Source organism: Acidovorax sp. LjRoot38, from assembly GCF_964252975.1.
Lineage (GTDB): Bacteria > Pseudomonadota > Gammaproteobacteria > Burkholderiales > Burkholderiaceae_C > Acidovorax > Acidovorax facilis.
Genome location: NZ_CAXUPT020000005.1, coordinates 222,793 through 247,158 on the forward strand (window position 1 = coordinate 222,793; position 24,366 = coordinate 247,158).

Consider the following 24,366-nt stretch of genomic DNA (forward strand, 5'->3'; position numbering starts at 1 on the left):
CACGCGATCCTCGGTTTTCGCGCGTTTCGCTTCGATGCCTTCTGCCGCGCAGCCTCCTAGCCCATGAAAAAAAAGGCCTGCATGTCCAAAGACAGGCAGGCCGTTGCAGTGGGCAGGCTGCGGTCAGTGGTTCCAGCGGCACAGCACCAGGCTGGCGTTGGTGCCCCCAAAGCCGAAGCTGTTGGACAACACCGTGGTCAGCTGCGCATCGCGCGTTTGCGTAACCAGGGGCATGTCACCCAGTGCCGGGTCGGGCGTCTCCACGTTGGCAGAACCGGCGATGAAGCCCTTGTTGAGCATGATCACGCAGTAGATGGCCTCTTGCACACCCGTGGCACCCAGCGAGTGGCCCGTGAGCGACTTGGTGGACGAAAACGGCGGCACCTTGTCGCCAAACAGGGCGCGCATGGCGCGCACTTCCTGCATGTCGCCCACCGGCGTGGAGGTGCCGTGGGTGTTGATGTAGTCGATGGGGGCGTCGAGCCCTTCCATGGCCTGCTGCATGCAGGCAATGGCGCCATCGCCCGAGGGGGCCACCATGTCTTCGCCATCGCTGGTGGCGCCAAAGCCCACCACTTCGGCCAGGATGGTGGCGCCGCGCGCCTGGGCGTGTTCGAGGCTTTCCAGCACCACGGCGCCGCCGCCGCCGGCGATCACGAAGCCGTCGCGGTTCGCGTCGTAGGCGCGCGAGGCCTTCTCGGGCGTGGCGTTGTACTTGCTGGACATGGCACCCATGCCATCAAACAGCAGCGACATGCCCCAGCTCAATTCCTCGCCACCACCCGCAAACATCACGTCCTGCATGCCCCAGGCAATCTGCTGCGCGGCCACACCGATGCAGTGGGCCGAGGTGGAGCAGGCCGAGGTGATGGAGTAGTTGATGCCCTTGACCTTGAAGTTGGTGGCCAGGCAGGCAGAGACGGTGGAGCTCATGCAGCGCGTGACCTGGTAGGGCCCGACGCGGCGGATACCCTTTTCGCGCAGCGTGTCGGCCGCCTCGATCTGGTTGGCAGGCGATCCGCCGCCCGAGCCCATGATGAGGCCGGTGCGCGGGTGGCTCACCTGCTCAGGCGTGAGACCCGCCTGGGCAATGGCGTCTTCGAGCGCGATCTGCGCATACGCGGCCGCATCACCCATGAAGCGCAGCTGCTTGCGGTCGATACGCGCCTCGATGTCGATCTCGGGCGCACCACCCACCTGGCTGCGCAGGCCCAGCTCGGTGAATTTTTCGACGGCCTTGATGCCGCTTTTGCCTTCACGCAGGGAGGCTTCCACGGTGGCCAGGTCGTTGCCAATGCACGAGACGATGCCCGCGCCGGTGATGACTACGCGCTTCTTGGTGGTCATGCTGCGTCCTTGCCGTCTTCCTCGCGCTTGAACAAGCCCACGCGCAGGTCATTGGCTACATAGATTTCCTTGCCATCAGCCAGCAGGCGGGCATCGCCAATGGCCATGACCAGCTTGCGCTTGATGACGCGCTTGATGTCGATTTCGTAGGTGACGAGCTTCACGTCCGGGCCCACTTCGCCCGTGAACTTGACCTCGCCCGCACCCAGCGCACGGCCCCGGCCGGGCAGCTGCAGCCAGGTCAGGTAAAAACCGATGAGTTGCCACATGGCATCGAGCCCCAGGCAGCCGGGCATGACCGGGTCGCCCTGAAAGTGGCAGGCAAAGAACCACAGGTCGGGTTTGACATCGAGCTCGGCGCGGATCTTTCCCAGCCCGTGCGCGCCACCATCGCTGTCGATGTGCGTGATGCGGTCAAACATCAGCATGGGCGGCAGCGGCAGGCGCCCGCTGTCGGCGCCGAACAGCCGGCCCTCGCCAGAGGCGATCAGTTGTTCGTAGGAAAAGGAATCTGCCATTTTCAGTCGTGCTCCAGAACAGCGGTTGGCCCGCCTCAAATCATCGTTGTATGCAATACAGCCCCGTCTTGCGGGGCTCTATTATCAAGGCATAGGGAGCTGCCTCTAAACAATGGCCTGCCAAGCCACCCGCCCCGCCCTGTCGGCGCCTGACCTGGATCAATGGCGGCGCGCCCCCATGTCCTTGTTTCTGGCCCACACGCCAAGCGCCAGCACCAGCGCCCCGAACATCCAGAGCGGCCACAGGCCCCAGCGCGACACCCACCAGGCGTAGGGCGTGATGGCCCAGCCACTTTGCGGATCCAGCCCCCGGCCTTGCACCTCGCCCTTGAGCACGCCGCGTGTAGTGCGCGCCAGCTGGTGCGTCACCACACCCCGGTGGTCGATGATGGCGGTGGCGCCGGTGTTGGTGGCGCGCACCATGGGGCGCTCGAACTCCAGGGCACGCATGCGGCTGATCTGCAGGTGCTGGTCAATGGCCACGGTGTCGCCAAACCAGCCGATATTGCTGAAGTTGACGAACACCGTGGGCGCCTGAGCCGGGTCGATGAAACGAGCCCCCAACTCTTCGCCAAAAAGGTCTTCGTAACAGATGTTGGGCGCAATGCGCTGGCCCGCCCAGGCAAAGGAGGGCTGCCCCACCACACCCCGGTTGAAGTCCCCCAACGGAATGTTCAACATGGCCGTGAACCATTTAAAGAAGGGCGGGATGAATTCGCCAAACGGCACCAAGTGGTGTTTGTCGTAGCGGTAGGGCGTGGCCTGGGTGGCGGGGCTCATGCCAAGCACCGAATTGGTGTAGCCCTGCGCCTCATCGCCCAGCGGAATGCCCAGCAGCGCGGCCTGCGGACCCTGCGCGTAGCGCTGCTGGATGCCTTCCAGATAGCCCGGTATGAGCTGCTGGGGCAGCAGCGGGATGGCCGTTTCAGGCGCCACCACCAGGTCGGCCTTGGCGTCGCGCAGCGCTTCGGCATACCACTTCAGTGCCAGCGGCACGCCGCTGCCCGACTGAAATTTCTCGTCCTGCGGGATATTGCCCTGCAGAAGCTCCAGGCTCAGAGAAGGCGCCGGGCGCTGCTGGGGTGTGGAGCAGAGATGGATGGCACAAAAGCGGTCTACCGTGGCCAGGGCCAGCGCTGCCCCCAACGCCAGCAGCACCGCCCACAGGCGCCAGCCACGGAAGTCGGCGCGCCGCACTTGCACCGCCCCCATCGCCAGCATCGCAGCAACCGCCCCCAGCCCATAGACGCCCCCGTAGCGCGCCAGCGCCGCCAGCGGCCCATCCACATGGGCATAACCGCCAGCGCCCCAGGGGAACCCCGTCCACAAGGTGCCACGCGCCAGTTCGGCCATCAGCCAGAATGCTCCAAAAATGATAGCTGTTAGCGCTTTACTGGTAAGCGCCAGGCGGCAAAAAACCCCCAACATCGCCGCGTAGTAGCTGGCGAGGAACGCCGCCAGCCCCAGCACCGCCGCCACGGCCAGCGGCGCTGCCAGCCCGCCGTAGGTGTGCAAGGAGATGAAAAGCCACCAGAAGGTCCCGGCCAGCCAGGCCGTGGCAAACAGGCCACCGATGGCCGCGCCGCGCTGCCAGGAGACAGACACCGTGGCATGTGGTCGCACCAGCCAGGCCAGCACCGCCATGGAGGCGATCTGCAGCCACCACAGAGGCTCTCCGCTCCAGGGCCAGGCCAGCGAGGCCGCCTGCGCAACGCCGGCAGCCACGGCCAGCAGCGCCTGCAGGGCCAGCGGCAGCCCCGGCGTGGAAGTAGCGCGGGCCATCAGTCGCTGGCGCTGGCTTCTTCGACCCGCGACACCTTGAACCAGCGCACGGCGCCGCCCTTGGTGTGCAGCACGACGAAGTGCAGGCCGCTCAGCTGCAGGTGCTCGCCGCGCTTGGGCACATGGCCCATTTCATGGGCAATCAGGCCGCCGATGGTTTCGAAGGTTTCATGGGGGTCGCTGCCCTGAACCAGCACATCAAACGCCTCGCACACCCGCTCCACCGAGGTGTCGCCACTCACCCGGTAGGTGCGGTCGGCCAGGCCAAAGATGTCGCCGTCGTCTTCGGGGATGTCGAACTCGTCCTCGATCTCGCCCACGATCTGTTCAAGCACGTCTTCAATGGTGATGAGCCCGGCCATGCGGCCAAACTCGTCGATCACGATGGCCAGGTGGTTGCGGTTGCCGCGAAACTCGCGCAGCAGGTCATTCAGGCCCTTGCTTTCAGGCACAAAGGCGGCCGGGCGCAGCAGCGCTCGGATATTCAGCTCCGGCGCCCGCTGCAACTTGAGCAGGTCCTTGGCCATGAGGATGCCGATGATGTTCTCGCGCTCGCCCTGGTACACCGGAAACCGCGAGTGCGCGGTGTTGATGACAAGGTGCAGCATCTCGTCAAACGGTGCGTCGATGTTGACGAGGTCCATGCGAGGGGCTGCCACCATCACGTCGCCCGCCGTCATGTCGGCCATGCGGATGACGCGCTCCAGCATCACGCGCGAATCGGCCCCAATGACCTGGTTGTCTTCGGCCTCGGCCAGGGTCTCAATGAGTTCTTCCGTGGAGTCTGGCCCCGGATGGATGAACTCGGCCACTTTCTGCAGGAAGGTGCGCTTGTCTTCCCTCTCGGGTGGTCGCCCGGGGTGCGCGGGATGCGGGTCAGACACTGGAGTGCACGACGTGCGGTAGTGAATCAGGCCCCTAGGATAGCGGATAGTTGTGACGGCCCGCTACGCAAACCCCGCAGGCCGCGCAGCGCGACCTTGGGATGGATGGACGGACTATTCAGCAGATTGGTGGCGCGCGTGCTGCACGCCACTGCGCACTTCCTGCACGCTGGCCAAAAAGTCCCAGAACTGCTTGGCCTGCTTCTTGATCTGGTAATCCACCTCGGCGAACTGCTGCTCGACCATCTCGGTCATGCGCGTGTCCAGGCTGGCCGGTTCGATCTGGAGGTAAGCCTCGGACTCCGAACCATCGCGGCGCACGGTGGCACCGGCCTTGCGGGCAATTTTCAGCATGGCGGTGTTTTCGGAGAGCGCATGGATAAAAACCATGTTCACACCTTCATTGCGCGCATGCATCACGGCCCGCTCGAACAGGCGTGCACCGAAGCCCCGGCCACGCGCCTGCTTGAGCACCGACACGCCAAATTCGGCGCAATGTTTGTACTCTGGGTGCTCCGAGAAGGCCAGATGCGCCATGGCGATCAGTTCGAGGCGGCGGTTGTAGATGCCGAAGATCTCGTCGCGGTTGAAGTCGAGCTGCTCGGCATAGCGCCGGATCTGCTCGTCGTTGGCGGCGTAGCCAAAACGCAGGTAGCGGTCTGCGGGCTCCAGCTGGAGCAAATGTTGGGTGATCCGCTCCCGGTAGGAGGGACCCAGGGCACGAATGGGAACCATCACGGGGACCTCCTGCTTGACGCGAGTTTCATGGGCAGGCGATTCGCCCATCACCGGGCGCAGCATATCCCTGCCTGCATACCAGGATGCCTTGAGCCAGTCTTTGGTTGCGATCATGGCTGCAAATATAAGGGTTTTCCCTCATTATTTCCAGCAAAAATGCTGCGCTGCAACAAATTAGTGAGGTAGCTCAAACCTGTTCCACACAGCACTCCTGCCCCACTTGGCAAGCTGGGCGCCTCCGCCAACGGCTTCCCGCAAGGGTATAGCGGCATGGGGCGCGGGGCAACATGGGGTGTCACGCTCGCGGCACCTTCAGCACCCGTTCAAAAGCCTATTTACACCGGCACGGCTGTGGTCGCCTTCACGCGGTCCAGCACAAAACTGGTCTTGCAGTCCTGCACGCTGGGGTGTTTGAGCAGCGTGTCCATGATGAACCTGCTGTAGTGCGCCATGTCGGCCACCACCACGCGCAGCAGGTAGTCCATCTCGCCCGTGAGCGACGCGCACTCCACCACTTCGGGCCAGGTCTGCACGCTGGCGCGGAACAGGTCCATGGGGTTGCGCTTGTGGCTTTCGGTGTGTTTTTCGAGGCGCACATTGAGGTAGGCCGTCAGTCCCAGGCCCACGGCCTCGGGGGGCACCAATGCAACGTACCGGTCGATGACACGGCTTTCCTCCAGGCGCTTGACGCGGCGCAACACCGCACTGGGCGACAGGCCCACCTGCTCACCGATGACGTCGTACGTCTCACGGCCATTTTCTTGCAGACGGCGCAGGATGGCCCTGTCCAGCTTGTCGAGTGCGTTTAAAGCTTGCATGGCGCAAGATTTTATGAAGTTTTGACTTTTCGCGCCTTCTGAATTGCAGGCTCGGGTATGTCCCGATAGTGACTCCACAGGAAGAAAAGAAAAATAAATCTCGCAAAAACGAACGGTCGTTCTTTTTTGCGAATACAAAAAACATACCTATGGAGACAACTGCATGACCGGATTCCTCAGCCGCTTTTTGCGGCGATTTGTTCTGGCCGCGACCGCCGCATTGCTGCTCGTCGGCGCCAGCGCGCAAGCCCAGACGGGCACCACCCAGACCCGCTACCCCATCGTGCTTGTGCACGGGCTTTTCGGGTTTGATTCGGCCCTGGGTGTCGACTACTTCTACGGCATCCCTGACGCCCTGCGCCAGGGCGGCGCCAAGGTCTATGTAGCCCAGGTGTCGGCCGCCAACAGCACCGAGGTCCGGGGTGAGCAGCTGCTCGCACAGGTGAATACCATCCTAGCCATCACCGGCGCGGCCAAGGTGAACCTGGTGGGGCATTCGCATGGCGGGCCTACGGCGCGCTACGTGGCCGGGGTGGCGCCGGGCAAGGTTGCCTCGGTGACCTCGGTCGGTGGGGTCAACCGGGGATCGCGGGTGGCGGACATCATGCGTGGCGTGGCACCCGCGGGTTCGGTCTCCGAAACCATCGCCAACGGGGCGGCGTCGGCGCTGGTCGCGCTGATCAACCTGACTTCGGGCGGCTCCGGTCTGCCGCAGATGCCCACCGCCGCGCTGGACTCGCTCACCACCGCCGGTTCCGCCGCCTTCAACCGACGCTTTCCGCAAGGCGTCCCCACCTCTGGCTGCGGCAGCGGCGCAGAACTCGTCAACGGCGTGCGCTACTACTCCTGGACGGGCACCAAGACCCTGACCAACGTGCTGGATGCGAGCGACGCCCTGCTGGGCGTGCTGGGCCTGGTCTTCGGCGAAGCCAACGACGGCCTGGTGTCGGCCTGCTCCTCGCGCCTGGGCAAACACCTGGGCGACTACCGGCAGAACCACCTCGACGAAGTGAACCAACTGCTGGGCCTGCGCGACTGGTTCTCCACCGACCCGGTGACGCTGTACCGCCAGCACGCCAACCGCCTCAAGGCACAGGGCCTGTAAGCCGTGAACCGTGCCCGCGCCTTCGCCGCAGGGGTGGCCCTGGTCGCCGCCACGGCCGCCGTGGTCTGGTGGCCGGGTTCACAGCAAGGCCTGCCGGGCGCGGTGGACCCGCGTTCGGTGCCCGGCGCGGCGGCAGCGCCAACCGGCGGTGCAGGCCAGAGCCTGTCGGCGCGGCCCATGGAGAGCAGCTTCTTTGCCACCCGCCGCGCCACCGACCCCGACGGCAGTGAAGACCCCCTGCTGGTGCACGGCCTGCGCGACACGCTGGAGGCGCTGCTCACAGAAGCCCTGGAGGACGGCGCGACAGACCCCGCCGCACTCAAACAACGCCTGGCGGCGCTGGTGGGCAAACACTTCCCGGCAGCCCTGGCCACGCGGGCGTTGGCGCTGGCCGAGCGCTATGTAGACTACCGCGTGGCCCTGGGCCAGCTGCGCCCTCCCCAGGACCCGAACGACCCCGGTGCCCTGCGCGAGGCGCTGGAAGCCCGCCACAAGGTGCGCCAGCAGTTTTTTGACGGTCCCGAGCACGACGCCCTGTTCGCCCGCGAGGCGGAACTGGACCGCTACACCCTGGCGCGCCTGGAAATCGAACGCAACCCCCAGCTCACCGCCGAGCAACGCGCCCAGGCCTTGCGCGATGCAGAGAACGAACTGCCCCAAGCACGCCGCGCCGAGCGCGCCGCCACCACCGAACACCTGAACGCCGCCGCCCAGACCGCCGCGTTCAACGCGCAAAACACCGACGAGCGCACCCGCCACGCGGCCCGCAGTGCGCAATACGGCGAGGCCGCCGCCCACGCCATGGCCCAGCTCGACCGGGAAGAACAACACTGGCAGCAGCGGCTTGACCAGTACAACCAGGCGCGCGGCCAACAAGGCGAAGGCCCCGCATTGCAGCAACTGCGCCAGCAGCTTTTCTCCGCCGAGGAGCAACAACGCATCGACGCCGCCCTGGCGCTGCGGCGCCTGCCACCTGCTGCGTCAGGCTCCTGAGCTCCCCTGGCCCCACGCAAGAGACAGCCGCCACATACCGGGGTAGCGCCCTCGTCTTGCGCTGAAATTTGATCATTCACAATATTCCTGCAAATCGGAGGCCCAAGCCTCTTGATTTCGCCAGAAACATGAGGCAGGGCGCGCCTACAGTCCATGACATTCCTCAACGAATGCCGGAGACACCCCATGAACGCCGCCTTGCCGCAAGAAACCGCCGCCCAGCTCGAAGCCTGGGACAACCCCATGGGCCTGATGGGGTTCGAGTTCGTCGAATTCACCTCGCCCCAGCCCGGCGTGCTGGAGGCCGTGTTCGAAAAGCTGGGTTTCACCCTGGTCGCCAAGCACCGCTCCAAGGATGTGGTGCTGTACCGCCAGAACGGCATCAACTTCATCCTGAACCGCGAGCCCCACAGCCAGGCCGCCTACTTTGGTGCCGAGCATGGCCCCTCCGCCTGTGGCCTGGCCTTCCGTGTGAAGGATGCGCACAAGGCTTACAACCGCGCACTGGAGCTGGGCGCCCAGCCCATCGAGATCCCCACCGGCCCCATGGAACTGCGCCTGCCCGCCATCAAGGGCATTGGTGGTGCGCCGCTGTATCTGATCGACCGGTTTGAAGACGGCAAGTCCATCTACGACATCGACTTCGAGTTCATCGAAGGCGTGGACCGCCGCCCCGTGGGCCATGGCCTGAACCTCATCGACCACCTTACGCACAACGTGTACCGCGGCCGCATGGGCTTCTGGGCCAATTTCTACGAGAAGCTGTTCAACTTCCGTGAGATCCGCTACTTCGACATCCAGGGCGAATACACGGGCCTGACCAGCAAGGCCATGACGGCGCCCGACGGCAAGATCCGCATCCCGCTGAACGAAGAATCCAAGCAGGGCGGCGGCCAGATCGAAGAATTCTTGATGCAATTCAACGGTGAAGGCATCCAGCACATCGCGCTGATCTGCGACAACCTGCTGGACGTGGTGGACAAGCTGGGTATGGCCGGCGTGCAGCTGGCCACCGCGCCCAACGAGGTCTATTACGAAATGCTGGACACCCGCCTGCCCGGCCACGGCCAGCCTGTGCCCGAACTGCAGTCGCGCGGCATCTTGCTGGACGGCACCACGGCCGACGGCACGCCCCGCCTGCTGCTGCAGATCTTCTCCACGCCCATGCTGGGCCCGGTGTTCTTCGAATTCATCCAGCGCGAAGGCGACTACCGCGATGGTTTTGGCGAAGGCAACTTCAAGGCGCTGTTCGAGTCGCTGGAGCGCGACCAGATCCGCCGTGGCGTGCTGAACACCTAAGACATCAGACATCCAGGGTTAACCCTGAACAGGTGCCTATACTGCGCGCTCCCCGGAACTCATAAGGATCCCGATGTCGCTCCGTAGCACCCTGTTCAGTGTTGGCCTGACCTGTGTGGCCACCTTTGCCATGGCCCAAAGCCCCTCTGCCCCGCTCACCATCGTGGTTCCCTACCCCGCTGGTGGTCCGCTGGACACCTCGGCCCGCATCGTGGCCGAGGGTGCTGCAGCCCAGCTTGGCTCCATTACCGTGGAGAACAAACCGGGGGCGGGTGGTAGTACCGGTGCGGACCAGGTCGCCAAATCACCCAAGACCAGCAACCAGGTGCTGATGGGCGCCGTGGCCACCCACGCCGTCAATCCCTGGCTGTACAAGAACTTCCCTTACAACGCGCTCAAGGATTTCAAACCCATCGCGCTGGTAGCCCGCACGCCCAACGTGCTGGTGGTGAATGCGGAGCAGGCGGTCAAGCTGGGCATCAAGACCACGCCCGACTTGGTGCAGTACCTCAAGAAGAACCCGGACCAGGCCAAGTACGGATCGGGCGGCAACGGCAGCATCGGCCACATCTCGGCAGAGATGTTCAAGTCGCTCACCAACACCAAGATGGGCCACACGCCCTTCCAGGGCTCCAAGCCCGCGCTGGCCGCGCTGGAATCCGGCCAGGTGCTGATGGTGTTTGACAACCTGGCCTCGGCGTTGCCGCAGATCCAGTCGGGCAAGCTGCTGGCGCTGGGTGTAACCACGTTGAGCCGCAATGAGGCGCTGCCGAACGTGCCCAGCATCAACGACAGCGTGCAGGGCTTCAACGTGTCGACCTGGTTCGGCCTGTTCGCGCCCGCCTCGCTGCCCGATGCCGACGCGCGCCGCTACGCCAATGCGTTCTCGGCAGCGATGCATTCGCCCGCTGGCAAGGAGAAGTTCAAGAAGATGGGTATCACGCCCGAAGAGCTGACGCTCGACGGGTTTGCGCAGTTTGTGCGCTCGGAAAACAGCAAGTACGAGTTCCTGATCCGGGCCGCAAAGATCAAGATCGATTAGCAGCCGCGTGGGCTGGTGCGCACCCCCGTCGCGGTGCGCCGACCATGGCGGCAAAGGAGAAAAAAATGGGACAAGCCCCTGTCGTCTATGGCCAATCCACCCGCCCACCGCGTGGCGACTACTCGCGTGCCAACGCGGACTACACCTGCCCGCAGGACTACGCGAGCTACACCGACGCCGACCACGACACCTACCGCCGCCTGTACGAGCGCCAGCGCGCCCTGCTGCCCGGCCTGGCGAGCCAGGCGTTCATCGACGCCCTGCCCTCACTGGGCGCCAGCGACCGCATTCCGCGCTTCGAAGAGGTCAACGAGCGCCTTTACAAGGCCACAGGCTGGGAGCTGGTGGGCGTGCCCGGGCTGATCCCCGAGGTGCCGTTTTTCACCTTGCTGGCCAACCGCAAGTTCCCGGTGACGGACTGGATCCGCAAGCCCGAGGAGTTCGAGTACATCGTCGAGCCCGACATTTTTCACGACCTATTCGGCCACGTGCCGCTGCTGTTCAACCCGGTGTTTGCGGACTATGTGCAGCGCTACGGCCAGGGCGGTCTGAAGGCTCAAGGGTTGGGGTCGTGCGAGATGCTGAGCCGCTTGTACTGGTACACCATCGAGTTCGGGCTGATCCGCGAAGCGGGGCAGTTGCGGGCCTATGGCGCGGGCATTTTGAGTTCGTCGGGCGAACTGGCGTACTCAGTGCAGAGCCCGGAGCCACAGCGCATTCCGCTGCAACTGGAGCGCACCATGCGCACGCGGTACAAGATCGATACGTACCAGCAGACGTATTTTGTGATCGACAGTTTTGAGCAGCTGTTCGAGATGACGGCGGCGGACTTTGCGCCGATCTATGAGCGGCTGCGGGGGTTGCCGGAGTTTGCTGCGGATGAGCGGGAAGCTGTTGCGGCTTGACTTTTCGAATGAAATTGGCTGCTACCGCTTTTCTATAAAGCACCAATAGCTACCATTTTAATAGCATTCAGCGGCCGTACGGGCTGAACCTCTTGGAGCTTTGGCGTGCTAGTTTGGAAGGCGTGCCTGTGTTTCAGGGCGGAGGCCGGGAGTCGCCCGGCATGCGAGTAACTTTTTTTCGCGTCGCCGAAAGAAAGTCACCAAAGAAAGGGCGACCCTACTGTCTGCGACTCCTTCGCTGCGCTGCGGGGCAACCTGGGGTGCTCGGTCACGGGGTGCGCCGTGGAACTCGCTTTGCGCTGCGCGCGTCGCTCAAACAGCCACGGCGAGCTAGAACACGAAGCACGCGCGCTCCGACGCGCGTGCCACCCCGCGCCCTGCGCGCCCCAGGCGCATACAGAAGGGAACCCGCGAATCGGACATCCATTCGGGCCATCGCTGCACTCGGCCCAGCCTGCGCAGCGCGAGGCGCTTGCGCCCGCGAGATGGGGCCGAGCGCAGCAAAGGCCCGTGCGGCTGCTTGGCTGTTCGGCTGTTGGATGTTTGACTGCCCAACCCCCTGCTGGCTGCGCCTGCGGCGGGGCGGTTGCGGGGTGAGTATGCGCGTCGGAGCGCGCATGCCTCGTGAACTGACTCGCCGTGGTTGTCCGAGCGGCGCTGCGCAGCAGCAAAGCGAGTTCCACGGCGCACCCCGCAACCGCCCCGCCGCAGGTTTGCCCCTTCGCACAGCGAAGGGGTCGCAGACTGGGGGTCGCCTTTCTTTTGGGTACTTTTCTTTGGCGAAGCAAAGAACAAGTACCTCGCCCGCCGGGGCGAGTCCCGGCTCCCGCCCGGAACACTGGCATGCAGTAGCCACCGAAAGCCCAGGCTTCAGCAAGCGAAGACCAAACGCTCCCGGCAAGACTCAATAGCTACAAAAACAATAGCTGCTAGCGCTTTATAGAAAAGCGCTAGCAGCCAAAATTATCCAAAAAAACTATCGCTCAATCTCCTCAAGACAGGCCCGCATCACCCCAGGATCAAACGCCATCTCCACATGCGCAACCCCTTCCACCAACCGGTGTTCCGCCCCCACCAACGCCGCAGTAGTCGCCGGAAACACGATGTTGTCGCAGTTCGAATACCAGCACGTAAACAACGCAGCCCGCCCCGCCGGCTCTGCCCGCTGCAACGCCACCACCCAATCCCCCGCCAAGCTCATCTGCCGCCCATTCACCGCACGACTGAAACGCCCCAGCCACGTGCCCCCATGCGGCGTGCCCAGTGTCAACACCCGGTGCACCCGCCCGTCCGCCTGGTGCGCCCGCAGCCACGCCCGCACCGCCAAGCCCCCCATGCTGTGGCACAACAACACCGGCGCCTGCCCCGTGGCCGCCGTCACTTGGCGCACAGCGTCTTCGATGATGTCGGCATACTCGTCAATCGAGCCCATCACCGGCTCCAGATTGACCGCCACATAGGCATGGCCTCGGGCTTGCAATGGCGCGAACCACGGCAGCCACAGGCCCCGGTTGCACATGAAGCCATGCACCAGCACAACGCCGCGTTTTCCTGTCGGCTGCGCAGGCAGCCAATCGGGCAATGACTGGTGGCGAAATGGCTGGCGCCAGCAAAACACCATCAACGCCACCCACACCTCGGCCCACCAGGCACCCACGACCTGTGACAGGCGGGCGCGGGGCGCAGCATCGGCACGGTTGGTGATGTGCATCAGCACAAACTCCACCGCCATCACCACCAGGTAAATGCCTAGCGGCACCAGTGCCCCCAGCACAGCACGCAACGGTGAATGGTGCCATTGCCACACCAGCCAGACGGCCATGGTCAGCAGGATGAACAGGAGCAGGATTCGTTGCCAGCGCGCGATCATGGTGGTGAGGGCAAATGTTGTAATTGACCAGCCGCATTGTGCGGTCTGACCACCGCCCGACACCGCACCCCGCGGAACGCAGAAAGGACCCCGCCCCATGGATGCCGCCCAGACCATCCGCGACTGCATCGCCGACGTGACCGCCCTGCGCCTGCACCGCACGGGCGACCCGGCGCTGGGCGCGGCGGTGGGCAGCGTCAAAAGCCTGCAGGCGCGGCGCTTTCGGGGCACCTATGCGGACCTGATGGGCTCGCCCGCGTTCGGACCCGCAGCACAGTTCTTTCTGGAAGAGCTGTACAGCGACACCGACTACACCGACCGCGATCTGCAGTTTGGCCGCATCGCCGGCACGCTGCAGCCCATGTTCCCCCAGCCAGTGGTGACCACCGCCGTGGCCCTGGCCGTGCTGCACGCACAGACCGAGGAGCTGGACCAGGACATGGGCCGCGCGTGGTTGCTGCTTGAAGCCGATGCGGCCAACGCTGCCGCCCGCTACACCGCTGCCTGGCGCACTGTGGGCCAGCGCCATGCACGAGCGCAGCAGCTGCAGCGCGTGCTGGCCATGGGCACTGATCTGGCGCGCCTCACGCGCACACCTGGGCTGCGGATGATGCTGCGCATGATGCGCGGCCCGGCCAACGCTGCCGGCATGGGCGCGTTGCAGAGGTTTCTGGAGGCCGGGTTTGACACCTTCGGCCAGCTCGCGCGCCAGCGCGGCGGGGTGGAGCAGTTTCTGGCCACCATCGAGCAGCGCGAGCGCGCGCTGATGGATTTGCTCTTCGATGCCGATCCTGTCACCTGCGGGACCCAGCTCGCCAGCACACTAGGACAAGCCCGATAGCCCGTTACGCGCCCGCCTTCCACAATCTGTGCCCACCTATCAATGGCATTTGGCGAGCACAAGGAAACAAGCGCATGGAAAAGATCTGGCTCAAGAGCTACCCCCCGGGCGTCCCACACGACGTGAAGCCCGAGCAATACCGCTCTGTGGCCCACCTGCTGGAAGAGTCGTTCCGCAAACACGCATCCAGTCCGTTCTCGGTCTGCATGGACCAGTGGATGACCTATGGCGAGTTGGAGCGCCGCTCGGCCGCGCTGGGGGCCTATCTGCAGAGCCTGGGGCTGGAGCCGGGTGCGCGCGTGGCCATCATGCTGCCCAACATCCCGCAGTTTGGCGTGACCATGGCCGCCGTGCTGCGCGCAGGCTACACCTGCGTGAACGTGAACCCGCTGTACACCGCGCGCGAGCTGGAGCACCAGCTCAAGGACTCGGGCGCCACCGCCATCGTGATCCTGGAGAACTTTGCCCACACGCTGGCTGAGGTCATTGACCACACGGCCGTCAAACATGTGGTGATGGCCTCCATGGGCGACCTGCTGGGCTTCTGGTTTGGCAAATGGATCACCTTCGCCGTGCGCCACCTGGCCAAGATGGTGCCCGCCTACGACCTGCCCCTGTCGAACGGCCGCAAGGTCGTCACCTTCAAGAAGGCGCTGTCGCTGGGCGAGCACAAGTCCCTGGCCCCCAGCCAGGCCACGCTCGATTCGATTGCCTTTCTGCAATACACCGGCGGCACCACGGGCCTGTCCAAGGGCGCAGTGCTCACCCACCGCAACATCGTGGCCGCCACGCTGCAGGCCGAGGCGTGGTTCACGCCCGCGTTGTCCAAGGTGGGCGACCTCTCCAAGGCCAACAGCATTGCCGCACTGCCGCTGTACCACATCTTCGCGCTCACGCTGTGCCTGCTGGCCATCCGCCAGGGCTCCAGCCTCACGCTGATCCCCAACCCGCGCGACATACCGAAGTTCGTGGCAGAACTCAAGAAGCGCCCCTTCCACATGCTGCCTGCGGTGAACACGCTGTTCAACGCGCTGCTGCAAAACCCGCAGTTCAAGGCGCTGGACTTCTCGCACCTGTGCGTGTCGCAGGCCGGGGGCATGGCGGCCAGCGAGGGCACGGCCAAGCAGTGGCAGAAAGTGACCGGCAGCACCATGATCGAAGGCTGGGGCATGAGCGAGACCTGCGCCATCGGCACCAACAACCCGGTGATCAGCACCACCTTCAGCGGCAACATCGGCCTGCCCTTGCCGGGCATCGACATCGCCATCAAGGACGACGAAGGCAACAGCCTGCCCCAGGGCGAGTCGGGCGAGATCTGCATCCGCGGCCCCAACGTGATGGTGGGCTACTACAACCAGCCCGAAGAAAACGCCAAGGCCTTCACGCCCGACGGCTTCATGCGCACGGGCGACATCGGCATCATGGACCCGCAGGGCTACACCCGCATCATCGACCGCAAGAAGGACATGATCCTGGTGAGCGGCTTCAATGTGTTCCCCAACGAGCTGGAGCAGGTCATCAGCCTGTGCCCCGGCGTGGTCGAATGCGCGGCCATTGGCGTTCCCGATGAGAAGCAGGGCGAGGCCATCAAGGTGTTCATCATCAAGAACGACCCGGCCCTGACCGAGGACGAGGTGGCCAACTACTGCCACCAGAATCTCACCGGCTACAAGCGCCCCAAGTACATCGAGTTCCGCGACGAGTTGCCCAAGAGCAACGTGGGCAAGATCTTGCGCAGGGAATTGCGCAAGGCTTGACGCTGTTCACAAGGGCAGCGCGCCAAGCGCCGCCCCCTGCCACCTCCCCAAGGGCGCTTCGGCGCCCTTTTTCTTGGGTTCCGACCATGCAGGTCGGCCGCCTGCACTAGGTGCTCCAATGTCTGTATCTCCGGGTTTTTACTGACTAGCAAACGTTTGCGCAAACGTTTGCTTTCGTTATCATCCCAATCGCGACAAGGCACCGGGCATCCGTAGCCGCTCCTTTTTTGGGGCGCTGCCGGGGATTTCCCTCCACGCTGTCGGTCGCCTTAGGGCGACGCTGAATAAGCCTCCGCGATGCGGCGGGCCCTGGATCGGGATGGGCTGCAAGGCGCAAACCACAGTGATAGCCGTAGCTATCGCGAGGATTTGCAACGCTGCAGACCGTCTGAGCCAGGGATGCGCCGGGCGCGAGAGGCTTGTTCAGCGTTGCCTTTGTCCACATTCCAACCTGGAGACAACACCCATGCAGTTCACCCGCCGTTCCGTTCAGACCGCCGCCGCCCTCGCCGTTGTGGGCAGCCTGCTGGCCAGCCCTGCCTTCGCGCAGGACAAGCCGAAGATCGCGCTCATCATGAAGTCGCTGGCCAATGAGTTCTTCCGCACCATGGAAGACGGCGCCAAGGCGCACCAGAAGGCCCATGCCAAGGAATACACGCTGGTGGCCAATGGCATCAAGAACGAGACAGACACGGCAGCCCAGATCAAGATGATCGAGCAGGCCGTGGCCCAGAAGGTCAGCGCCATCGTGCTGGCCCCCGCCGACTCCAAGGCGCTGGTGCCCGTGGTCAAGACGGCCATCGACAAGGGCATCCTCGTGGTCAACATCGACAACCAGCTCGATGCCGATGCGCTGAAGGAAAAGAACATCACCGTGCCCTTCGTGGGCCCAGACAACCGTGCTGGCGCCAAGCTGGTGGGCGACCACCTGGCCAACACGCTGAAGGCCGGTGACAAGGTCGGCATCATCGAAGGCGTGTCCACCACCTTCAATGCGCAGCAGCGCACCCTGGGCTACCAGGACGCCATGAAGGCCGCCAACATCACCGTGGTGGGCGTGCAGTCCGGCAACTGGGAGATCGAAAAGGGCAACACCGTGGCCGCCGGCATGATGCGCGAGCACCCTGACCTCGTGGCCCTGTTGGCTGGCAACGACAGCATGGCCCTGGGCGCCGTGGCCGCCGTGAAGGCCGCAGGCAAGACCGGCAAGGTGCAGGTGGTGGGCTACGACAACATCGGCGCCATCAAGCCCATGTTGGCCGACGGCCGCGTGCTGGCCACCGCCGACCAGTACGCCGCCAAGCAGGCCGTGTTCGGCATCGAACTGGCGCAGAAGGCCCTGGCCGCCAAGACGCCGCAGAACCAGCTGCCCGCCACGGTGAAGACGGAGGTGGTGCTGGTGACGAAAGACAGCAAGTAAGCCTCGGAGCGGAGAACAAAGCTCTTCTGGCGTTGTTGCCGTGTCTTGTCGTACTTCCAGTACTGCCTGCGACACGGCGCCTAGCCAGAACCGCTTCGCTGAGCTTTGTTCACCGCTTAAAACATAAAGCCCACTCTGCAGTCGCCCCCATCACACCACCATGCTCAGCCCCTCCGCCGCCCGACAAGCCACGCCCCTGCTCGCCATCCAGGCCGTGGGCAAAGACTACACCGCCACCGTGCTCGATGGCGTGAACGTGGAGCTGTTTGCGGGCGAGGTGCTGGCGCTGACCGGGGAAAACGGCGCGGGCAAGAGCACGCTGTCCAAGATCCTCTGCGGGCTGGAGCAGCCCACGCGCGGTGGCATGGTGCTGGCGGGCCAAACCTACACGCCCACGTCGCGCCGCGATGCCGAGCGCCAAGGCGTGCGCATGGTGATGCAGGAACTGGGCCTGGTGCCCACGCTCACCGTGGCCGAGAATTTGTTGATGGGCCGCCTGCCGCACCGGCTGGGCTGGCTGCAGCGCGATGTGCTGCACGCCGCCGCCCGTGCGCAGCTGGCCAAGATCGGGCTCGACAACATCGACCCCGCCACCCCGGTCTCGCAGCTGGGCATCGGCCAGCAGCAGATGGTGGAGATTGCGCGCAACCTGCAGGACGACACACGCATCCTGGTGCTCGATGAGCCCACGGCCATGCTCACGCCGCGCGAGACCAATTACCTGTTCGAGCAGATCGCGCACCTCACCGCACGTGGCGTGGCCATCATCTATGTGTCGCACCGGCTGGAAGAATTGCGCCGCATTGCCGACCGCGTGGCCGTGCTGCGCGACGGCCGCCTGGTGGACGTGCGCCCCATGGCGGGCATGAGCGAGGACGACCTAGTGCAGCGCATGGTGGGCCGCGTGGTCAGCGACCTGGACCACCGCCCGCGCCGCCCCATCGGCTCCGTGGTGATGAGCGCCCAGGGCCTGGGCCGGGGCACCGCCGTGGAGGACGTGAGCCTGGAGCTGCGCGCGGGCGAAATTTTCGGCATTGCCGGGCTGGTTGGATCGGGCCGCACCGAGCTGGTCCGCCTGCTGTTTGGCGCCGACCGGGCAGACCGTGGCAGCGTGACGCTGCACCCGAATTCAGAGCAAAAACAGCCGCAAGCGCCAGTAGATCATGCGCTAGCAGCTACACAAAACATAGCAAAACCACCCACTACAGCACCCACCGCCCCCCGCACCTGGCAGCGGGGTTTCGCATCGCCGCTGCAGGCCATCGCCGCCGGTGTGGGCCTGGTCACCGAAGACCGCAAATCCCAGGGCCTGCTGCTGTCGCAACCCATCCGGATCAACGCCACGCTGTCTGACCTGTCGGCCGTGTCGCGCGGCGGCTGGCTGCAGCGCGGGCTCGAAAGCCGCCTGGTGCAGGGCTTTGTGCGCACGCTGGGCATCCGCTGCCGCAGCCCCGAGCAGCCCGTGGGGCAGCTGTCGGGCGGCAACCAGCAAAAGGTGGTGTTCGCCCGCTGGCTGCATCGCGAAGGCCGCGTGCTGCTGCTCGATGAACCCACGCGCGGCGTGGACGTGGGCGCGCGCGCCGAGCTGTATGGCGAGCTGGACCGCATGGCCGCAGAAGGCCGCGCGCTGCTGATGGTGTCGTCCGACCTGCGCGAACTCATGGCGATGGCCGACCGCATCGGCGTGATGAGCGCGGGCCGCCTGGTGGCCGTGTTCGAGCGCGGCGAGTGGTCCGAGCAATCGCTGCTGGCAGCCGCGTTCTCCGAGCCCGGCGGACGCACCAGCACCACCCCTTCAACTTCTTCTCCTGTGACCGCATGAACGCCCCCACCGCATCTGCCGCGCCCGCTGCGGCGCCTTCCTCCGCTTCAGTCTGGCGCAGCCAGCTGGGCACCTACCTGGGCCTGCTGGCCGTGCTGGCGGGCATGGTGGCGCTGTTCTCGTCGCTGTCCGAGTATTTCTGGAGCGCCGAAACCTTCATCACCATCGCCAACGAGATCCCGGCCCTGGCCGTGATGGCCGTGGGCATGACCTTTGTGCTCATCATCGCGGGCATCGATTTGTCGGTGGGCTCGGTGATGGCGCTGGCCGCCGCCACCTCGGCCGCTGCCATCCTGCAGTGGGGCTGGACGGTGCCCGCCGCCGCCGCGCTGGCACTGGCCACGGGCCTGGTGTGCGGCACCATCACGGGCACCATTTCCGTCGCATGGCGGCTGCCCTCGTTCATCGTGTCGCTGGGCATGCTCGAAGCCGTACGTGGCAGCGCGTATGTGGTGACCGACTCGCGCACGCAGTACGTGGGCGATGCGATCTCGTGGCTGTCGGCACCCTTCTTTGGTGGAATCTCGTTCGCCTTCTTGCTGGCCGTGGTGCTGGTGGTGGCGGCGCAGCTGGTGCTGTCGCGCACGGTGTTCGGCCGCTGCGTGGTGGGCATTGGCACCAATGAAGAAGCCATGCGCCTGGCCGGTGTGGACCCGCGCCCCATCCGTGTCATCGTGTTTGCCATGACTGGCTTGCTGGCGGGCCTGGCGGGCCTGATGCAGTCGGCCCGGCTGGAAGCCGCCGACCCCAACGCTGGCACCGGCATGGAGCTGCAGGTGATTGCGGCCGTAGTGATTGGCGGCACCAGCCTCATGGGCGGGCGCGGCTCGGTGGTCAACACCGCGTTTGGCGTGCTCATCATCGCGGTGCTGGAGGCAGGCCTGGCCCAGGTCGGCGCCAGCGAGCCCAGCAAGCGCATCATCACGGGTTTTGTGATCGTGGCGGCCGTCATCGTAGACACGCTGCGCCAGCGCCGCGCCGCCCGCTGAACCTGTTTCAACACACCGATTTTTCTTCTTCCTGCATGGCTACTATCAAGGACGTTGCGCGCCACGCCGAGGTGTCGGTCACCACGGTGTCGCACGTGGTCAACGGCACGCGCCGCGTGAGCCCCGAGGGGCGCGAGCGCGTCGAGGCCGCCATCCGCGCCCTGGGCTATGTGCCCAGCGCCATTGCGCGCAGCCTCAAAAGCAACAACACGCGCACGCTGGGCATGCTGATCCCCAACAGCTCCAACCCCTACTTTGCCGAGATCGTGCACAGCGTGGAAGACCGCTGCTTTGGCGCGGGCTACAACGTCATCCTGTGCAACACCAACGACGAGGCGCACCGCCAGGGCACCTACCTGCAGGTGCTGGCCGAGCGGCGCATCGACGGGCTCATCGTGGTCTCCACCGGGCATGACGCCACGCTGGCCACGCAGCTGGCGGGCCTGTCCATCCCCACCGTGCTGGTGGACCGCGAAATCGACATCGCCGGGCAACAACCCTGCGACCTGGTGGAAACCGCCCACATGCAGGGCGGCCTGCTGGCCACGCGCCACCTGCTGTCGCTGGGCCACCGCCGCATTGCCTGCATTGGCGGCCCCGAAGGCATTGCGCCCAGCGAGCAGCGCATTGCCGGCTGGCGCACGGCCCTCGCCGACGCGGGCTGCGGCACCGGCGAAGGCCTGCTGTGGCACGGCAACTTCACCAGCCAGGGCGGCTACGAAGCCATGCACGCGGTGCTGCGCGCGCCCGAGCCGCCCACCGCCGTCTTCGTGTGCAACGACCTCATGGCCATGGGCGCGCTGTGCGCCGCGCACGAACGCGACCTGCGCGTGCCCGAGGCACTGTCCATCGTCGGCTTTGACGACATCGAACTCACCGCCTTCACCAGCCCGCCGCTCACCACCGTGGCCCAGCCCAAGCAGCGCATCGGCGCACTGGCGGTGGACATGCTGCTGGAGCGCATCGATGGCAAGCGCCAGGACGCACGCAAAGTGATGCTGCAGCCCGAACTGCGCGTGCGCGCCTCCACGGCCCATGCGCCTGGAGGTGCGGCATGAGCACCACCCACACGCCCCGCATCGCCGTCGTCGGCAGCCTGAACATGGACCTGGTGCTGCAGGTTCAACACGCGCCGGGCCCTGGCGAGACCGTGCTGGCCGACGCCCTGCACCTGGTCCCCGGCGGCAAGGGCGGTAACCAGGCGGTGGCCTGCGCGCGCCAGGGCGCCCAGGTGGCCTTGTTTGGCCGCGTGGGCGATGACGGCTACGGCCACACGCTACGCGCCGGGCTCGATGCCGACGGCATAGACCACAGCGGCGTGCAGACCGACACCGACACCACCACCGGCGTGGCCGCCATCACCGTGGAGGCCAGCGGGCAAAACCGCATCGTGGTCGTGCCCGGCGCCAACGGCCGCTTTGTGCTGGATGCCGCCGCGCTGGGCACCGCACTGCACGGCGCAGGCGGCCTGGTGCTGCAGTTCGAAACCCCCCTGCCCCAGGTGCTGGCCGCCGCCGAGATGGCCCGTGGGGCGGGTTGCCCGGTGGTGCTGAACCCCTCGCCCATCCAGCCCCTGCCCGATGCGATGTGGCCGCTGGTGCACACGCTGGTGGTGAACGAGGTGGAAGCCGCCGCGCTGGCGGGCCAGAGCGTGGACACCCCCGCCGATGCCGCGCAGGCCGCACAAGCCCTGCGCGCCAAGGGCCCCGCACAGGTCGTAGTAACTCTGGGCGCTGCGGGCGCCGTGGCCGCCGATGCGGCAGGCAACCGCTACCACCCCGGCCTGGTCGTGAAAGCCGTGGACACCACGGCCGCTGGTGACACTTTCCTGGGGGCACTGGCCGTGGCGCTGGCACGCGGCGATCCGCTGGACGCCGCCGTGCGCGAAGGCATTCGGGCATCGGCCCTGTGCGTCACCCAGCCCGGCGCCCAGCCTTCCATCCCCACCCGCGCCGCCGTGGCGCAAAGCCCCCAACCGCCCGCCTGGAGCCCCCTGTGAAACGCACCGCCCTGCTGCACGCCGAACTCTCCCACGCCATCGCCACCCTGGGCCACGGCGACATGCTGGTGATTGGCGACGTGGGACTGCCCATCCCCAATGGCCCGCGCCGCATCGACCTGGCGCTGACGCCGGGCATCCCGGCCGTGGCCGATGTGCTGCGGGTGGTGCTGGACGAAATGCAGGTCGAAAAAGCGCTGATCGCCACCGAAGCCGTGGAGCGCAATAGAGGGCAGTTGCCCGCCTGGTGCCACTTGCCGGTGGATCCCCAGGCCGTATCGCACGATGAGTTCAAGCGCTTGACCCAGCAAGCCCGTGTGATGGTGCGCACGGGTGAGTGCACGCCTTATGCCAATGTGATTCTGGTGGCGGGCGTGACGTTCTGACACAGCCTGGGTGGCCAGGCTGCGGGTTTTGGAGGACTTCGGGCAGGCGCGACCTGCGGTACGCTGGGCAGCAGCCCACGGCGCGGCGTTGATGCCCGCCACCGATGCCCCGAATTCCTGCACCCATGCCCACCACAGCGCCCCACGATCTCCTGCCCCCTGAAATCACCGTTCTCGAACGCGGCTGGCTGTCGGCCAACAACATCCTCTTCATCGGCCACCACGACACGGCCATCGTGGACACCGGCTATTGCAGCCATGCCGAGCAAACCGTGGAGCTGGTGCGCGATGCTCTCGCGGGCCGCAGGCTGGACCGCCTGCTCAACACCCACCTGCACAGCGACCACTGCGGCGGCAATGCCGCGCTGCAAAAGGCCTGGCCCGGCGTGCTCACGGCCATTCCACCCGGCCAGGCCGACCATGTGCGCCAGTGGGATGCCTATGCGCTCAGCTACACACCGACGGGCCAGGAATGCCCACCCTTTCGGGCCGACACGCTGCTGGTGCCCGACTCCTGCGTACTGCTGGGCGACAAGCCCTGGCAGGTGCATGCCGCGCCGGGGCACGATCCGCATTCGGTGGTGTTGTTCGAGCCCCAGGGCCGTGTGCTGATCTCGGCCGATGCGCTGTGGGAAAACGGCTTTGGCGTGGTGTTTCCCGAGCTGGAAGGCGAAGACGCGTTCGCCCAGGTGGCCGCAACGCTGGATGTGATCGAGCAGCTATCGCCCCAGGTCGTGATCCCCGGCCACGGGCCGGTGTTTGTCGATGCGCCCCGTGCCATCGATGGCGCACGCCGCCGCCTGGACGGTTTTGTGCGCAACCCGGGCAAACATGCGCTCTATGCGGCCAAGGTGCTGCTCAAGTACAAGCTGTTGGAATGGCAGCAGATCAGCCTCCAGGACCTGGCTGCATGGGCGCAGGCCACGCCCTACTTCGGCATGCTGCGCGAGCGCCACTTTGCCGATCAGGCCGAGGTTGAATGGCTTGGCAGCCTGAGCGACGAACTGGTGCGGTCCGGTGCGGCCACCCGCCAAGGCGACATGCTGCACAACGCATAGATACGACGTCCGCCCGGACCTTGGCATCCCCGATGAACGCAGCAACGTACCTCAGTCAGTGCCGCCAGGCACGCCCTTGACCGGGCCGCTGCAGGCGTCCCTCTTGGGGGACGGCACACAGCGCCTCGGCACGGCTTCAATGCTTGTGCTGCTTGTCGCACCCCGTCACATGGTTGTTGCTGCTGGACATGCACTGGTAGAACGCCTTCTTGTTGCCCGATGCGCCCTGGCAGTCCGATACGCTGTATTTGCCCTTGGCTTCACGGATCTTGGGTGCCGCCTTGTCAAAGTCCGCCTGGGCCATGTAACCGTCGCGCACGTTCTTCTGGCCCACTTCCAGCATGAGGTCGGCTTGGTAGTGGATGTTGTCCACGGCGGTGGCGCAGTTGAGCGGCACTTGCTTGCCGTCCACCGTGCCCAGGGCCTTCTTCAGCCCCTCGCCAAATTCCTGAACGTCTTTCGGAATCTTCTTGGTGCCGTCGGGGTTGAACTGGGTGGCACCCGCCGACTTGCCAGCAGAAGAGGCACTGCCCTTGCTGCCTGCCCCACCGCTGCCACTGGTACCGTTGTTGTTCTGCAGCTTCATCGGCTCGGCATCCTGTGAGGTAGGCGGCGGCTGCGATCCGTAATGGGTTTTGCCGTCGGCATCGACCCACTTGTACACCGGCTGCGCCTGCGCTGCTGCGCCCAAAGCCATCGCCAGGGCGACCATGGCCACCCAACCCAGTTTTCCCATGGCTTACCCCTCCAAATATTGGCAAAAATAGGCCCTAGCGCTTATCTGATAAGCGCC

The 24,366-nt window shown here is 65.5% G+C and carries 22 protein-coding genes; 14 read left to right on the top strand and 8 right to left on the bottom strand.

The window, feature by feature from the left end:
- Positions 1 to 123 precede the first annotated feature (123 nt).
- The 6 genes from fabB to ACSQ22_RS11120 form a co-directional block, all read right to left on the bottom strand.
- The gene (fabB, locus tag ACSQ22_RS11095) at positions 124 to 1,347 is read right to left on the bottom strand and encodes a beta-ketoacyl-ACP synthase I (RefSeq protein WP_436130312.1); all 1,224 of its coding nucleotides are present in this window, start codon (positions 1,345 to 1,347) and stop codon (positions 124 to 126) included.
- The gene (gene fabA, locus ACSQ22_RS11100; protein WP_008907199.1) at positions 1,344 to 1,865 is read right to left on the bottom strand and encodes a 3-hydroxyacyl-[acyl-carrier-protein] dehydratase FabA; all 522 of its coding nucleotides are present in this window, start codon (positions 1,863 to 1,865) and stop codon (positions 1,344 to 1,346) included. Before fabA ends, fabB begins: the two co-directional genes overlap by 4 nt.
- A 159-nt stretch (positions 1,866 to 2,024) precedes the next feature.
- A complete protein-coding gene (gene lnt / locus ACSQ22_RS11105) occupies positions 2,025 to 3,647 on the bottom strand; it encodes an apolipoprotein N-acyltransferase (RefSeq protein WP_436130313.1) in 1,623 nt (540 codons plus the stop codon).
- A complete protein-coding gene (locus ACSQ22_RS11110) occupies positions 3,647 to 4,531 on the bottom strand; it encodes an HlyC/CorC family transporter (protein ID WP_055396869.1) in 885 nt (294 codons plus the stop codon). Before ACSQ22_RS11110 ends, lnt begins: the two co-directional genes overlap by 1 nt.
- Positions 4,532 to 4,645: 114 nt before the next feature.
- Entirely contained in the window at positions 4,646 to 5,383 is a 738-nt protein-coding gene (locus ACSQ22_RS11115) for a GNAT family N-acetyltransferase (RefSeq protein WP_055396871.1), read from the bottom strand.
- Positions 5,384 to 5,604: 221 nt separating this feature from the next.
- The gene (locus tag ACSQ22_RS11120) at positions 5,605 to 6,087 is read right to left on the bottom strand and encodes an Lrp/AsnC family transcriptional regulator (RefSeq protein ID WP_055396873.1); all 483 of its coding nucleotides are present in this window, start codon (positions 6,085 to 6,087) and stop codon (positions 5,605 to 5,607) included.
- A gap of 163 nt (positions 6,088 to 6,250) precedes the next feature.
- Between ACSQ22_RS11120 and ACSQ22_RS11125 the strand changes: the two genes are divergently transcribed.
- The 5 genes from ACSQ22_RS11125 to phhA all read left to right on the top strand — a co-directional run bounded on the left by ACSQ22_RS11125 (position 6,251) and on the right by phhA (position 11,431).
- Positions 6,251 to 7,192 carry an esterase/lipase family protein gene (locus ACSQ22_RS11125; protein WP_055396875.1) on the top strand — a complete coding sequence of 314 codons (942 nt, stop codon included), beginning with the start codon at positions 6,251 to 6,253 and terminating at the stop codon, positions 7,190 to 7,192.
- Positions 7,193 to 7,195: 3 nt separating this feature from the next.
- Entirely contained in the window at positions 7,196 to 8,185 is a 990-nt protein-coding gene (locus ACSQ22_RS11130; protein WP_436130314.1) for a lipase secretion chaperone, read from the top strand.
- Positions 8,186 to 8,371: 186 nt separating this feature from the next.
- Positions 8,372 to 9,484, top strand: coding sequence for a 4-hydroxyphenylpyruvate dioxygenase (gene hppD, locus ACSQ22_RS11135; RefSeq protein WP_056059508.1), 1,113 nt, complete (start codon positions 8,372 to 8,374; stop codon positions 9,482 to 9,484).
- Between the two features lie 73 nt (positions 9,485 to 9,557).
- On the top strand, positions 9,558 to 10,526 hold the full coding sequence (locus ACSQ22_RS11140; RefSeq protein ID WP_218298896.1) for a Bug family tripartite tricarboxylate transporter substrate binding protein: 969 nt from the start codon (positions 9,558 to 9,560) through the stop codon (positions 10,524 to 10,526).
- Between the two features lie 65 nt (positions 10,527 to 10,591).
- A complete protein-coding gene (phhA, locus tag ACSQ22_RS11145) occupies positions 10,592 to 11,431 on the top strand; it encodes a phenylalanine 4-monooxygenase (RefSeq protein ID WP_218298897.1) in 840 nt (279 codons plus the stop codon).
- A 976-nt stretch (positions 11,432 to 12,407) separates the two neighbouring features.
- On the opposite strand, the gene ACSQ22_RS11150 is transcribed toward phhA, so the two are convergent.
- Positions 12,408 to 13,301, bottom strand: coding sequence for an esterase/lipase family protein (locus tag ACSQ22_RS11150; RefSeq protein WP_436130315.1), 894 nt, complete (start codon positions 13,299 to 13,301; stop codon positions 12,408 to 12,410).
- 97 nt (positions 13,302 to 13,398) lie between these two features.
- Here ACSQ22_RS11150 and ACSQ22_RS11155 point away from each other — a divergent pair, with 97 nt between their 5' ends.
- The 9 genes from ACSQ22_RS11155 to ACSQ22_RS11195 all read left to right on the top strand — a co-directional run bounded on the left by ACSQ22_RS11155 (position 13,399) and on the right by ACSQ22_RS11195 (position 23,573).
- Positions 13,399 to 14,142, top strand: a complete 744-nt coding sequence (locus tag ACSQ22_RS11155) for an FFLEELY motif protein (RefSeq protein WP_436130316.1) — start codon at positions 13,399 to 13,401, stop codon at positions 14,140 to 14,142.
- Between the two features lie 74 nt (positions 14,143 to 14,216).
- Positions 14,217 to 15,899, top strand: coding sequence for an AMP-binding protein (locus ACSQ22_RS11160; protein WP_176888221.1), 1,683 nt, complete (start codon positions 14,217 to 14,219; stop codon positions 15,897 to 15,899).
- A gap of 466 nt (positions 15,900 to 16,365) precedes the next feature.
- Positions 16,366 to 17,319, top strand: coding sequence for a sugar ABC transporter substrate-binding protein (locus ACSQ22_RS11165; protein ID WP_436130317.1), 954 nt, complete (start codon positions 16,366 to 16,368; stop codon positions 17,317 to 17,319).
- A 160-nt stretch (positions 17,320 to 17,479) separates the two neighbouring features.
- Positions 17,480 to 19,141 carry a sugar ABC transporter ATP-binding protein gene (locus tag ACSQ22_RS11170; RefSeq protein ID WP_436130318.1) on the top strand — a complete coding sequence of 554 codons (1,662 nt, stop codon included), beginning with the start codon at positions 17,480 to 17,482 and terminating at the stop codon, positions 19,139 to 19,141.
- The gene (locus ACSQ22_RS11175; RefSeq protein WP_436130319.1) at positions 19,138 to 20,130 is read left to right on the top strand and encodes an ABC transporter permease; all 993 of its coding nucleotides are present in this window, start codon (positions 19,138 to 19,140) and stop codon (positions 20,128 to 20,130) included. Before ACSQ22_RS11170 ends, ACSQ22_RS11175 begins: the two co-directional genes overlap by 4 nt.
- A gap of 35 nt (positions 20,131 to 20,165) precedes the next feature.
- Positions 20,166 to 21,188 (top strand): LacI family DNA-binding transcriptional regulator, encoded by a 1,023-nt coding sequence (locus ACSQ22_RS11180; protein WP_176888217.1) that lies wholly within the window; start codon positions 20,166 to 20,168, stop codon positions 21,186 to 21,188.
- A complete protein-coding gene (gene rbsK, locus ACSQ22_RS11185) occupies positions 21,185 to 22,129 on the top strand; it encodes a ribokinase (RefSeq protein ID WP_228897437.1) in 945 nt (314 codons plus the stop codon). Before ACSQ22_RS11180 ends, rbsK begins: the two co-directional genes overlap by 4 nt.
- On the top strand, positions 22,126 to 22,515 hold the full coding sequence (gene rbsD / locus ACSQ22_RS11190) for a D-ribose pyranase (RefSeq protein ID WP_121507634.1): 390 nt from the start codon (positions 22,126 to 22,128) through the stop codon (positions 22,513 to 22,515). The genes rbsK and rbsD overlap by 4 nt, the downstream gene beginning before the upstream one ends.
- A gap of 125 nt (positions 22,516 to 22,640) precedes the next feature.
- Positions 22,641 to 23,573: an MBL fold metallo-hydrolase gene (locus ACSQ22_RS11195; RefSeq protein WP_228897438.1), complete on the top strand. Its 933-nt coding sequence runs from the start codon at positions 22,641 to 22,643 to the stop codon at positions 23,571 to 23,573.
- A gap of 136 nt (positions 23,574 to 23,709) precedes the next feature.
- On the opposite strand, the gene ACSQ22_RS11200 is transcribed toward ACSQ22_RS11195, so the two are convergent.
- The gene (locus ACSQ22_RS11200; RefSeq protein ID WP_228897439.1) at positions 23,710 to 24,309 is read right to left on the bottom strand and encodes a DUF4124 domain-containing protein; all 600 of its coding nucleotides are present in this window, start codon (positions 24,307 to 24,309) and stop codon (positions 23,710 to 23,712) included.
- Positions 24,310 to 24,366 lie beyond the last annotated feature (57 nt).

What these genes read in the sequence shown, in the direction of transcription:
- ACSQ22_RS11140 (WP_218298896.1), top strand. Translation starts at nt 9,558, where the DNA reads ATGTCGCTCCGTAGCACCCTGTTCAGTGTTGGCCTGACCTGTGTGGCC.
- hppD (WP_056059508.1), top strand. Translation starts at nt 8,372, where the DNA reads ATGAACGCCGCCTTGCCGCAAGAAACCGCCGCCCAGCTCGAAGCCTGG.
- ACSQ22_RS11115 (WP_055396871.1), bottom strand. Translation starts at nt 5,383, where the DNA reads ATGATCGCAACCAAAGACTGGCTCAAGGCATCCTGGTATGCAGGCAGG.
- fabB (WP_436130312.1), bottom strand. Translation starts at nt 1,347, where the DNA reads ATGACCACCAAGAAGCGCGTAGTCATCACCGGCGCGGGCATCGTCTCG.
- fabA (WP_008907199.1), bottom strand. Translation starts at nt 1,865, where the DNA reads ATGGCAGATTCCTTTTCCTACGAACAACTGATCGCCTCTGGCGAGGGC.
- ACSQ22_RS11195 (WP_228897438.1), top strand. Translation starts at nt 22,641, where the DNA reads ATGCCCACCACAGCGCCCCACGATCTCCTGCCCCCTGAAATCACCGTT.
- ACSQ22_RS11170 (WP_436130318.1), top strand. Translation starts at nt 17,480, where the DNA reads ATGCTCAGCCCCTCCGCCGCCCGACAAGCCACGCCCCTGCTCGCCATC.
- ACSQ22_RS11200 (WP_228897439.1), bottom strand. Translation starts at nt 24,309, where the DNA reads ATGGGAAAACTGGGTTGGGTGGCCATGGTCGCCCTGGCGATGGCTTTG.
- ACSQ22_RS11125 (WP_055396875.1), top strand. Translation starts at nt 6,251, where the DNA reads ATGACCGGATTCCTCAGCCGCTTTTTGCGGCGATTTGTTCTGGCCGCG.
- ACSQ22_RS11175 (WP_436130319.1), top strand. Translation starts at nt 19,138, where the DNA reads ATGAACGCCCCCACCGCATCTGCCGCGCCCGCTGCGGCGCCTTCCTCC.
- ACSQ22_RS11160 (WP_176888221.1), top strand. Translation starts at nt 14,217, where the DNA reads ATGGAAAAGATCTGGCTCAAGAGCTACCCCCCGGGCGTCCCACACGAC.
- ACSQ22_RS11165 (WP_436130317.1), top strand. Translation starts at nt 16,366, where the DNA reads ATGCAGTTCACCCGCCGTTCCGTTCAGACCGCCGCCGCCCTCGCCGTT.
- phhA (WP_218298897.1), top strand. Translation starts at nt 10,592, where the DNA reads ATGGGACAAGCCCCTGTCGTCTATGGCCAATCCACCCGCCCACCGCGT.
- ACSQ22_RS11120 (WP_055396873.1), bottom strand. Translation starts at nt 6,087, where the DNA reads ATGCAAGCTTTAAACGCACTCGACAAGCTGGACAGGGCCATCCTGCGC.
- lnt (WP_436130313.1), bottom strand. Translation starts at nt 3,647, where the DNA reads ATGGCCCGCGCTACTTCCACGCCGGGGCTGCCGCTGGCCCTGCAGGCG.
- ACSQ22_RS11180 (WP_176888217.1), top strand. Translation starts at nt 20,166, where the DNA reads ATGGCTACTATCAAGGACGTTGCGCGCCACGCCGAGGTGTCGGTCACC.
- ACSQ22_RS11155 (WP_436130316.1), top strand. Translation starts at nt 13,399, where the DNA reads ATGGATGCCGCCCAGACCATCCGCGACTGCATCGCCGACGTGACCGCC.
- ACSQ22_RS11150 (WP_436130315.1), bottom strand. Translation starts at nt 13,301, where the DNA reads ATGATCGCGCGCTGGCAACGAATCCTGCTCCTGTTCATCCTGCTGACC.
- rbsK (WP_228897437.1), top strand. Translation starts at nt 21,185, where the DNA reads ATGAGCACCACCCACACGCCCCGCATCGCCGTCGTCGGCAGCCTGAAC.